A 10,652-nucleotide genomic window follows, 5' to 3' on the forward strand; every position below is an offset into this window, starting at 1 on the left:
GCGACTCGCGGAGCACATCCAGTGGCCTGGCCATCATCTGTTCGGGGTCAACCTTCCAGAACCAGGCCAGGTCATAGGCGACTGCGATCAGGTCGGTGATGGCGCCGACGCCGCACTCATGAAAAAACTCGCAACAGCCCAGCTCAGCGCATTGAGGTCAGCCAGATCCAACTGGTTGACCGACGACGGCGGAATGCCGGCGCACACGGCGATGTATTTGGCCGCGACGTCCATGTCGAGGCTGACCTCTTCGCTCTTGTCGATCTTGTACGGCAACGCCTTGATCGCTCGCACTTCCTGCACCGTCGGACGGCGCAGGACGAGTTCGGTCAGGGGCTCGCCGTGAGCTTCGATCGCAACTTGAAGCTTCACGGCGCCGCTCATTGCCAGGTCCCCTTGATGCCTTCGAATTTCAGTTCGATGGTGGCGTCATCGCCTTTGGAGACTGGCTCTTCGACCAGGTAAGCGCCGGCCAGCACATAGACTTTGCCGTTGCTGAATTCGCAGGTGACGGTGATATCGGTGCCTTCGATCAGCTTCTTCAGCGGGAAGTCGGCGGTGTGCAGCGCGGTCACTTTGAACGACGGTGCGATGTCGGTTTCCTTGTAGAAACCGGGTACGACGGTTTCGCGTTTGACCACCATCAACGGGGCTTCACAGCCGCCATTGATAGTCAGTTGTGCGCCGTCGACCTTGACGTAGCAGGTGCCTGCAATCAGTTGACCCATGGTGTTACTCCCTTCAATAAAAAAGCCCACGCGAGGTGGGCTGAATGCTTGACGTCGAACGCTGCGATCAGGCTGCGTCGTCGTATTGCAGGCGGAATTGGTTGAGCAGTGCGAACACGCGCAGACCGTTGATGTAATCCGGCGGGAACAGCACGTTCACGCGGCTCGGGTCCTGCACGTCGCGCTCGACGATCAGGTGCTCGGCGAACAGCTCGGCGTTCTCCACGTGGCCTTCCAGTTCGAGCTTGGCGTACTGGGCGATCAGCTCACCGCGGATGGTGCTCGGGGTGACGATGGGCTGGCCGGCGCCGAAGCGGGTGCCGTCGGAAGCCAGTTTGTGCCGGCCGTACTTGCTGGTGATCACGCTTTGCAGACGACGCACGATGAACGCCGACTGGTGCATGGTTTCGCTGTCCAGGTAGGAGTTGTCAGCCTGGCCGTAAGCGTTTTTCTGGTAGGTGGTGATCGAACGCTGAATGCGCACGTAGCCGCCTTCGTAGTACGCGGTGGCGATGCCGTAGTTGAGCAGCGACTGACGCTCGGTCAGGGTGAAGCGCTCGCTCGCCGGCGCCGGATCGACACCCGGCAGACTGCCGCTTTGCGTCGGACGGCTGGCGTCGGCGGAGATGAACACCGAGGTGCGTGCAGCCAGTGCGGCGGCTTGTACCCAGACCGGTTGCGGAACGCCCGGTTCCAGCGCCTGAATGGTCATGTGCTGATCGTTGCGCGCCTGGCCTGCAGCGACCAGAGTGCCGACGGTGCCGCGTTTGGCGCTGTAGACGTGACCGAACAGTTGCTTGGCCCACGACCAGCGACCGGTGCTGTCATCCATGACCGCTTGCCAGGTGTTGAGGGTGGCCAGATCCGACCACGGCAGTGCGATGAACTCGAACGGCTCGTCGCCCAGTGCCGCGACAGCAGCGATCTGATCGGGCACGCCGGCGCCACCGGTCATGGCGGTGATTGCGCTGGTCAGGCCGGCCGGGGTTTCTTCGCCGTTGCTCTTGCCCAGGCGATTGAATTGCAGGCTGATGTCATTGCCGCTGTCGCCAGTCCATTTGGCAGACAAGGTGACCACACCTTCGGCCGCTGCAGCACTCACCGGGAGATCGGCACTGGCGTTGATTTTCTGCGCCAGCGCAGTGGCTGCCTGAGCAGCGGTTGCACCGTTGACCACGGTGGCTTGCACACGCACGCCGCCAACATACAGATTGAGCAGACCCGCCTGAGTCGCGGTGCCGGTCAGGGTCAGCACGCCTTTGGCGACGGCGCCTTCAGCGTTGTGCAGCGGCAGGCACCAGATCTCGCCGATCGGGTCGGCCTTGCGGAAGGTCTCGTACATCGAGGCGAGCATCGAGCCCTGACCACCAATGCTTTTCGCCAGTGCAATGCTGGAGACCAGCACCAGTTTGCCGACCTCGCTCGGGGCGACGTTATCGTTGACCTGAGCGACGATCAAACGGCGCATGGTCGAGCTCGCGCTATTGGCGGCCGAGTTGTCCATTTCGGCATAGAACAGCGGTACACGAATGTCCGCGGGGATGTTGCTGAATCCGATCGCCATTATTTGGCTCCCTGTGGTTTAGCCGCTTTTGCGGTTTTGAGTGTGATATCGCCGTCGGCCAGACGCCGGCGCCACCAGGCGCTGTCCAGCACTTCACGGCCTTCGAGGGGCAGCAGATCGCCCGCCTCCGGGTCAGGTACGGCGCGGCCAGCGGCCGGCAGCACGATGATGCGATTGCTCATGGGGTTACCTCAGAAGAGAAAGTCATTTCCACGCGCCCATCGGGGCCCGGGCGTTTCAGGTTGGGGTCGGCGGGGTCGATCGCATCGACTCGCACGGTGGCCCCGGTAAAGGACGACAAACCGTCCAGTTCACGTTCGTGCCAGCTCTGCGCAGGTTGACCGGGCAGGTTGCGACCGAGCTGGAACTCGGCAAAAAAGCGCAACCGGTAAAACACGCGGCTGCTGTTGATCGAGACCATTTCGCCGCCGTCATAAACGATGGCGTTGTAGTCGTTGTCAGGCTTGAACCCCACCAGCGCGCGCCACAGTTCGCCGCGCAGGTCGTGCAACAGATTCAGCGCTTTTGTAGCGTCGGTGGCATCAAGCACGAGGACGATTTCGAAGCGGTCGCGGATCGGTTGAGTGATGAGGTTTTGTGCGGTGCTGCTACTGGCCACATCGGCCAGTGGCAGCACGTGGGCCGAAGGTGTCGGCAGGTCGGGATTGCCTTGCAGCAATACCAGATCGACGCCTACCGCAATGTGACTGGCCAGGCTGGGGCATTGCGCACGCAACTGCGTGAGGATCGGGGTGATCTTCATGAGGGTGTTCCGAATTGATGAGAGTTCCGCAGGGCCCAATGTAGGAGTGAGCCTGCTCGCGATAGCGGTGTGTCAGTCGCTATTCATGTTGATTTACCCACCGCTATCGCGAGCAGGCTCACTCCTACAAGGATTTGTGTTGCTGCGAAGTCGCGGTGAATCAGTCTTGCGCTTCTGCTTTGGGATCGAGGCAAGTCGCATCAATCAAACAGCGATAGCTGTTCTCGCGATTGCCGCTGGCGGTGACCTTGTCGATCGACCAGCGCCCACGCATGAAGTCCGGCCATGTGTCGTCGAGCAGCACAAGGCCTTCGGCAGCCAGCCTTGGATCACCCGGGCAGGTGATTTTCACCTTGTACTTGTGCCGCAACATCTTGCGCACTTCGCCTTCGCCGACGGCGATGGCATCCGCTTCATTGGGTTGCTTCTGGCGGATAGTCTTGAACGGTGCAAGCCCCGTTTCGATCCAGCGCAATACGCCTGTAGCCGCATCCACAAAACAGGTTTTGCAGCCTTTGGCCTGCTCGCGGGCGGATTCCTCCAGCGTGGCGCTGATGAAGGCATGATCGCCGGGCCGGTTGTTGCTGGAGACTGACAAGGTGACGTTGGGCAAAATTTTGCCCGACAGTGACTTGGTCTGACCGGGCCGCGCCAGCACGTACACATCGTCGTAGGGTTTGGCGATCACGTTGTACTTTTTGGCCAGGCGCGTCAGGAAGCCCATGTCGGTTTCATTCGACTGGTCGACGTGGGCGATTTTGATCAACGAAACTTCAGGTGCAACACGCGGTGAAAAGCCGTGTCGCAACACCAGTTCGCGAAACAATCCACCCAGCGTCGTTGGCCCGTGACTGGCGGTTCGGCGCTGCTTGAAGCCGGTTTCATCATCCTTGCTGAACGGCGCCGCAGTGGCCACCAGGGTCAGGCGAAACGGGAACAGGGTCGGTGTCAGGCGCGTCACTTTGAACTGCCCCTTGTCAACCATTCCCGATTCCAGATAACCGACCTCCAGGCCGATTTTCCCGCCCAGGTTCGGTAACCCTTCGAGGCCTTCAAGATCGATCGTCAACGTGAGTTGATCGGACTCGAAACCGGCCGCATCGATGTGTTCCCAACTGATCAGCCGTTGATTAAGCAGGGCCGCATTGGCCCCGTAGATTTTTACTGCCGGGGTAAAACCGAGTGCCATGCAGCCTCCTTAATCCCAGGCCGTAAGCGCTTTGACCGCGGCCGCTTTCGTCTCCAGTTCCGGCAGTACGACCCATACGCCCGCGGGCAGGATCGGACCGTATTCGGCAAGGGTCGGGTTGAGTTTCCACAGCGCCTCTTCGGCGGCGTCATCGCTGCGACCGTTTTCGCGGTAGAGCAGCAGATTCACCGAATCACCGGCCACGCTTCGAACCTTACGCATTGTTGAACTCCGATAATCCGAGGGTCCACTTGACCACCATCGCGGTGCCGTCATCGATGACCTCGCTCTGGTTTTCATCGATGCTGTTGATCCGCCACAGGCCCCAGTTACGACCGATACCGTCAATCAACGGCAGCGGCACCCGCAGGGCCTGAAGCGCACGCAGTTCATCAAGGCGCTCCATGGCGACGGCGTACATCGAGGTGCCGCTGATGGTCAGGGTTTCCGGCTTTTGCCCGGTCTGGCTGGACTTGGGTTTACTGGTGAGGATTGGCAGTTCCGTCCAGCCGCCATCGGATTTTCGCGCCAGCGTGCTGTAGGCGAAGTTTCGCGACAGGCCGAAGATGAAACTGCCCAGTGCCATTTGTTGTTTCATCAGGCGACTCCATCGGTCAGGGCTGCGTCACGGCGGGTGGCGAGGGGGTTGGTCGGCATGATCTGGCCCAACTGGCTCATCGTCGTTTGCACCACCAGATTGGCCAGTGTCTGAGCGCTGGCCTGATCCTGCCCATTGATGTGAATGGTCGAGTTGAGCGTGACAGGCTGATTCGCGACGGTGGCCGCAGGCGTCGCCGCGACTGCGGTCAGTTCTTTACTGACCTGCGCAGGTGAATCAAGCCGATCGACTTGAGCCCCTAGCCTGTCGCCCAGCGAAGCACCGATCTCAGCGCCGGCCATGCTTCCGAGCCAACCGCCGACCATGGTGCCCACACCCGGCAGAATCAAAGTGCCGATCGCCGCTCCGATGGCTGCGCCGGCAGAAGCCCCGGCCAACGAGGCGCCGGACGACACGACCGAGCGGGTGTCCCCTTTCATCACGCCAGTGACCATTTCATAACCGGCGCTGAGCAGGCGCAGTGGTGGTGCTTTTTTGGCGACTAACCTGCCTGCCTTGGCGTAGGACCCTGACAACGGTGCTGCGCGCATTGAACTGGCGCTCGATGAACCGGCGAATGCCGTCATGCTGCCGGGCCAGGGTCCGGGTGCGCTGATCACAGGTCTGGGAGCAACAAAATCGCCGGGGCTCAGCAAGGGCCGATTGGCGTCCTTGCCTTGAATCCTGGATTTGATGCGGACCCGGCGAGGTCTCAGCCCACCCCGTCTGCCGGAGGTCCCTGTGGAGCCCGGCTTATCCGTTGAACGTTTGTCCTTGGGGGCTTTGGATGTGTCAGGGGAGGTGTCAGGCTTGATATCGGTAACATCGACATCGGCGATCCACTTGCCAAGCCCCGCGGGTAATCTGGCCGCCGCGGACTTCACAAGCTTTCCCGTAAAGTTGTCAAACGCCTTGGCCAGCAATGCCCCCACCATCGACGTAATGCCCGCCGCCGCAAGTGCCAGGGCCGTCGCTACTTTCGGATTCGCTTCGGCTTTGTCCGCCATCAAGTTCATGCTGGCGGTGAGCCAATCCGGCATTTGCACATTCGGGGCCACGGCTTTCGTCAGCCGAATTTTGCTGGCTTCGTATGCGTCCGGGCTTTGTTGTACGCTGCCCCCTGCCGCATCAGCTGACCTTTGCACCGCACCCTTGTATTGCGGCTCAAGGCTTTGCGTCGGTCCTTGGAGGGGAAGCGGTGAGAACGCCTTTCCGTCAGCCGATGGTAGTGCCATCAACTGATGTAAGCCCTCACTACCGCCGGATAACTTCTTCAGCAACTCGGTCTGCGGATCGAGCGGTTTTTTAGCCGTCAGCAGTGCAAACGTCTGGCCGACGTCCTGCGGTTTTTCCAGCAGTTTGCTTACGCCTTCATCGCCGTTGAACAGCGTTTTGAGCAGTGCGGCCTGTTGGCTGGCCGGCTGTTTCTTCAGCGCCTCCAAAGTCCTGAAAAGGGTTTGCGGCACATCATCGGTCAGATTGTCTGGCTGAAGTCCAAGTGTTGCCCAGGCCGCGCGCTCCTCAGCGGAGCCTTTTCTACCCTTCGCCAGCGCCGCGCTAATGCTTTTCACCGAGGCGCTGGCAGTTGCCTTGTCCACATCGGCATTGAGCAGAGAGGCTGCCAGTGCGGCCAATTGCTCAGGCGCAATACCCGCTGCAACGCCCGCTTCGCCGGAACTCTGCACCACTGAGCCGATATCGGCTGCCGTTGCTTTCAGCGAGTGTTTCCCGAGATGACTGGTGGCATCGGCCAGATTCTGACTTTGTGCACGATCCAGTTTGAGCGAGGTTCGCCATGCGGCCAGCATTTCCCCTGCAGCCTTGAGTTCAATGCCAAACGCTGTCGCATTCGTCGCGGCATCGCGACCGAAATCAAGCAGTTCCTTTTCCTTCGCATCGCCTGTGAGATTGGCGCCAACACCAGACTTGCCGGCTGCATACTCAACCTCGGCCAGGCTTACAGCGGTAGCGCCACTGCCGGCCATCGACTTTTCGCTGGCCAGTTCACGGTTGGCATTCTCCATGCTCTTGAGGTCGCTGCTCATCCCTGGCACTTGCTTGAGTCTGGCCATGGCCGTCTGAAGTGCCATGGCTGGCTGCATAGATGCGCGGGGTGGACGCTGCTCGATTGCAGCCGTGAGTTTTGACTTCGGCTCACTCGCCGCAACGGCTGCTGGAGCCGCTAAATTGAACTTCGCAAGCGATTGCAGCGCGGCCATAACATCCCGCAGTCTGACCTGTTCCTTGATCAGCAGCCGAATATCCTGGCTCGCCGTCAAGACCGCCAACTTCAGTTCCGCCAGAGGTCTGGCCAGCGCATCGATTACCAACTGCCCACTTGCCGGGCCCGTGGCGTTATACCCTGCACCGCCATTCATGGTGGTCAGCACGAGCGCATATTTGCTCTCTGCCATGCCGCTCTACTCCTGTTTCACGCCAAGGCGAGTGATCGCTATGTCGTAGCGGCGCAACGCCTTTTCGGCGTCCCATTCCAGAATTTCCGCCTCACTTACCGGGTAAATGAGCGGGACGATATCGAGGATTACTTCGATGTCGCGTTCCGAAAGTAGGCCGCCGGCTGGTTTAAAAAATCGTCTATGCGCACCTGCAACTGAGTCCAGTCAGGGACGGTCAACTGGGCCAGATCGGGGATCATCAGGCCGGTGCAATGGGCGGTGATGAATTCGGCGCGTTCCTTGGCCGTTTTCAGTTTCTTCATCACTTTGGTGGCGCGCAGTACTGGCATTTCCAGGCTCAGCGAAGTGACTGTGCGGCCGGTGATGGCGAGCGGTTGCAGCAGTTGGATTTGATCGGGATCGGCGGATTTTTCCGCGTCTTCGACCTGGTCGAGAAAGTGCGACGCCGGACGGGTCGACATTTCGTGCACGTACTGAGCGATGCTCACAAAGTCCGGGCGCTTGAGCTGGTCGAGTTCCTTGACCGAGAGCCCGGTGGCCAGCAGCGCCAGTTCGAAGAACTGATCGTCTTCGTCATCGCCGGCACGTTCCAGCGCGTCTTTCTGCGCGGCGTAGAACAGCGGCTTGAGCTGGATCGTCTCGATCTGCGAGCCGTCGTCACCGGTAATCGGCGACAACAGGTCATGCTTGGGTGGCATCCACGACATGAATGAATTCCTTGGTGATTCTTGGGGGGTGTAACCATTCCCTTGTAGGAGTGAGCCTGCTCGCGATAGCGGTGTTTCAGTCACATCGATATTGCATGTGCTGGCCTCATCGCGAGCAGGCTCACTCCTACAGGTTTTTGCGGTATCGGGAGGGGGTTACGGCATCAACACCGCACGCCGCGCATCACCGAGGATGTCGACGCCGTTGAGCACAAACTTCTGCGTGCGCACGTCGATGTCGATCACCGGTACGCCGTTTTCCAGACGGTTGTAGGTGCGGCAGGACAACTCCAGGTTGGTCTTGGGTTTTTCGCCCATTTTCACCGCAGTTTCCTCAAGGGATTTCAGCTTGCCGCCGACGGTGTGGTAGGTGAACCAGGTGTTGCCATCCTGATCCTGACCGGCTTCACGCACGTTCAGCAGAATGTCGTCGCCAAGGTTCACACCCAGCGCCAGCATCACCTCTGTACCCATGCCTTGCAGGGTCAGCTTGGCGTTGAGGGCTTTGCCACCCTTGACCATTTCTTCAACAATGAAGCGGCCGCCGCGCATTTCTTCCACGTCGAATTCGATCTTCGGCGGAGTAAATTCTTCCACGGTCGCCGACAGCGGGAGGCCTTGCAGAGTGGCCGCGATGGCCTGGCGATTACGGTTGGTAAACATTAGAGAACGTCCTCCAGGAACTGCTCGATGATTTCATCGCGGGCGTTGAGTTGATAAACCATGTGTTCGTTCGGCGCGTAGCGGCCGTAGTCGATGACCACGTACCAGGTGCCGTTCTTGTACTTCTCGACGCTGTTGAGTTCCGGGTGCAGATACACGCTGCCGCCTGGAATGGTTTCGTCGGCGACCAGGGTTTGCAGCCAGTCGTTGATGCGCTTGACCTCTTGATCCATGAAGGACTTGGTCAGGTTCTTGGCCATGGCTTTCTGGCCAGCCTTCACCAACTTGCGGCTGATTGCATCTTCAAGCCCGACGTAGCTGATGAACTTGCCGGTGATCGAACGGTTACCCAGCAGCGAGAAGCCGCCGAGCACGGTGCGGGCGTAGTAGCTGACGCCGTAGCGGTTGAGCAGATCGCCTTCGGTGGAGGTGTCGAGGATGTTGTATTCGACGACTCGCGAGACGTCTTCGGCGTAGGTCACCTGGTTGCCCGGGCTCTCCCACTGCTTGACCTTGGCCAGCGCGGCGATCGCCAGGCTGGAAGGCGACAGGAAGACGTTTTTCTTCGCCGCTTTGGAGTAAACGGCGGGCATGTTGTGCACCACCAGGCAACGGTCGAAACCGAGGTCGGCGCCGCCGAGTTCCTGGCTGTACAGAACCTGGTCAGCGACCGAAGCGTCTTTGCCGTCCAGCACCACACGGGCCTTGATGCGCTTGCCGAACGAGGCGAACTCGCTGGCCACCGCTTTGGTGCCGGTGAAGCCCGGCGCGCCGATGATGGTCAGGTCTTCCGGGACACTGCCCAGCGCCGCCAGACCGAGCTTGCGGCCGGTCGCCGGCTCGACGCCGCCGATCACTGCGTTAACGGTATCGGCCGGGGTCGCACCCGCTTCGACGATCACGACATACACCGGCACCTTGACCACTTTGAGGATCTGGTAGACCGCGTGATACAGCGTGCCCTCTTCCGAACCGGTCGGATCAAGCAGTGCATGGGTGGTGAAGCTGTTGATGCGGAACGGTGCGTTACGCGGAATCAGCGGATCAGCCTTCGGCGCGGTGCCGACTAGACCGATGACGTTGTCACCCAGGCCACCCATGGCCTCGGGGGATTCAGTGGCATTGACGGTAATGCCGTTGTGCTCGAAGTTCAGAACCTCAGCCATGTTTAGTCAGCCTTCTTGGCAGCGGCCTTTTTGGCCTGAGTGGAGGGTGTTTTCAGTTCAAGTCGACCAGCGATGTGCAACGCACTCGCCTCGACGTCGAGCAGATCAAGGTCTTGACCGACGCTCGACCAGTGCCCACCGCCGGTGGGGAATGGGACGAGCACGGTGTAGGTTTGGCGGGTTGCCATTTTTTCGTTTCTCCATAAACGTGAAAGCCCCTCGGGGAGGGGCTTTGGCGGGTGTTGGTTTTTTTTTGGCGGATAAGAAAACGCCCCGGGGTTCGGGGCGTTTATGGATGCGCGGAGACCGGCGTGTCCGTGGAAGAATCGGGCCAGCCGTCCACGAGCATTTGGTCTGTGTAAGTACCGGACTCAAATGCACTCAACAGGTCCAGCTCTCTGTCAAAACAGGCTTGGACGTGAGCCCGGACAGATCTGGCAATGTTCAGAATTTGCGCTGCGTCGAGCTGGACAAACCCATCCAGCGTTTTAAAGTTGCATCGGTACTCCGGGTCGAGAATCGCTGACAGTCCGGTACTGGCAATAAGTGCCTGACTGTCGCGAGTTGTTTCTATATTCAATCCCTCTACAGCGATACCGTGTGTTTCATGCAAGAACCGCGTTTGCGCGAACAGTTCGGGGTAATTCGGCTCCGCTATTGCGAAGGGTACTTTTACGACCTGTCCATCTAACAGCCTCCACTCACCCGTTTGATCGGTTCTGGTGGCGAGAAAAACTTCATCGCTCAGTTCGACCGCTTGTTCAGGAATGACTGAGTGAAGGGCCGAGTCATAACGTCCGGTCAACTCACCGGTTTCACTAAATGTTGCGAACTTCATAGCTAACCCTCGACTGGTT

The 10,652-nt window shown here is 59.7% G+C and carries 14 protein-coding genes; all 14 read right to left on the reverse strand.

Features of this window, described 5'->3' with window-relative positions:
* Positions 1–87 precede the first annotated feature (87 nt).
* The 14 genes from ICA16_RS16450 to ICA16_RS16515 all read right to left on the reverse strand — a co-directional run bounded on the left by ICA16_RS16450 (position 88) and on the right by ICA16_RS16515 (position 10,633).
* On the reverse strand, positions 88–384 hold the full coding sequence (locus tag ICA16_RS16450) for a phage tail assembly protein (RefSeq protein ID WP_007908778.1): 297 nt from the start codon (positions 382–384) through the stop codon (positions 88–90).
* The gene (locus tag ICA16_RS16455) at positions 381–728 is read right to left on the reverse strand and encodes a phage tail tube protein (RefSeq protein ID WP_210701054.1); all 348 of its coding nucleotides are present in this window, start codon (positions 726–728) and stop codon (positions 381–383) included. The genes ICA16_RS16450 and ICA16_RS16455 overlap by 4 nt, the downstream gene beginning before the upstream one ends.
* Positions 729–795: 67 nt before the next feature.
* Positions 796–2,292 (reverse strand): phage tail sheath subtilisin-like domain-containing protein, encoded by a 1,497-nt coding sequence (locus tag ICA16_RS16460; protein WP_150618083.1) that lies wholly within the window; start codon positions 2,290–2,292, stop codon positions 796–798.
* Complete coding sequence (locus ICA16_RS16465; RefSeq protein WP_210553867.1) at positions 2,292–2,474, reverse strand: DUF2635 domain-containing protein; 183 nt, start codon at positions 2,472–2,474, stop codon at positions 2,292–2,294. Before ICA16_RS16465 ends, ICA16_RS16460 begins: the two co-directional genes overlap by 1 nt.
* The gene (locus tag ICA16_RS16470; RefSeq protein ID WP_210701055.1) at positions 2,471–3,055 is read right to left on the reverse strand and encodes a phage tail terminator protein; all 585 of its coding nucleotides are present in this window, start codon (positions 3,053–3,055) and stop codon (positions 2,471–2,473) included. Before ICA16_RS16470 ends, ICA16_RS16465 begins: the two co-directional genes overlap by 4 nt.
* A gap of 160 nt (positions 3,056–3,215) precedes the next feature.
* Positions 3,216–4,244 carry a phage late control D family protein gene (locus tag ICA16_RS16475; protein WP_210701056.1) on the reverse strand — a complete coding sequence of 343 codons (1,029 nt, stop codon included), beginning with the start codon at positions 4,242–4,244 and terminating at the stop codon, positions 3,216–3,218.
* Positions 4,245–4,253: 9 nt separating this feature from the next.
* Entirely contained in the window at positions 4,254–4,466 is a 213-nt protein-coding gene (locus ICA16_RS16480; protein ID WP_210701057.1) for a tail protein X, read from the reverse strand.
* Positions 4,459–4,842 (reverse strand): phage tail protein, encoded by a 384-nt coding sequence (locus ICA16_RS16485; RefSeq protein ID WP_210701058.1) that lies wholly within the window; start codon positions 4,840–4,842, stop codon positions 4,459–4,461. The genes ICA16_RS16480 and ICA16_RS16485 overlap by 8 nt, the downstream gene beginning before the upstream one ends.
* The gene (locus ICA16_RS16490; RefSeq protein ID WP_210701059.1) at positions 4,842–7,256 is read right to left on the reverse strand and encodes a phage tail tape measure protein; all 2,415 of its coding nucleotides are present in this window, start codon (positions 7,254–7,256) and stop codon (positions 4,842–4,844) included. Before ICA16_RS16490 ends, ICA16_RS16485 begins: the two co-directional genes overlap by 1 nt.
* A gap of 128 nt (positions 7,257–7,384) precedes the next feature.
* The gene (locus ICA16_RS16495; protein ID WP_210701060.1) at positions 7,385–7,966 is read right to left on the reverse strand and encodes a phage tail assembly protein; all 582 of its coding nucleotides are present in this window, start codon (positions 7,964–7,966) and stop codon (positions 7,385–7,387) included.
* A gap of 156 nt (positions 7,967–8,122) precedes the next feature.
* Entirely contained in the window at positions 8,123–8,629 is a 507-nt protein-coding gene (locus ICA16_RS16500) for a phage major tail tube protein (RefSeq protein ID WP_047299932.1), read from the reverse strand.
* Positions 8,629–9,795, reverse strand: a complete 1,167-nt coding sequence (locus ICA16_RS16505; protein WP_150604687.1) for a phage tail sheath protein — start codon at positions 9,793–9,795, stop codon at positions 8,629–8,631. Before ICA16_RS16505 ends, ICA16_RS16500 begins: the two co-directional genes overlap by 1 nt.
* 2 nt (positions 9,796–9,797) lie before the next feature.
* Positions 9,798–9,983 carry a hypothetical protein gene (locus ICA16_RS16510; protein ID WP_047299930.1) on the reverse strand — a complete coding sequence of 62 codons (186 nt, stop codon included), beginning with the start codon at positions 9,981–9,983 and terminating at the stop codon, positions 9,798–9,800.
* A 101-nt stretch (positions 9,984–10,084) separates the two neighbouring features.
* Positions 10,085–10,633: a DUF4376 domain-containing protein gene (locus tag ICA16_RS16515; protein WP_210553875.1), complete on the reverse strand. Its 549-nt coding sequence runs from the start codon at positions 10,631–10,633 to the stop codon at positions 10,085–10,087.
* Positions 10,634–10,652: the final 19 nt, after the last annotated feature.

The sequence above is a fragment of the Pseudomonas anatoliensis genome (genome assembly GCF_017976235.1).
GTDB classification, from domain to species: Bacteria; Pseudomonadota; Gammaproteobacteria; order Pseudomonadales; family Pseudomonadaceae; genus Aquipseudomonas; species Aquipseudomonas anatoliensis.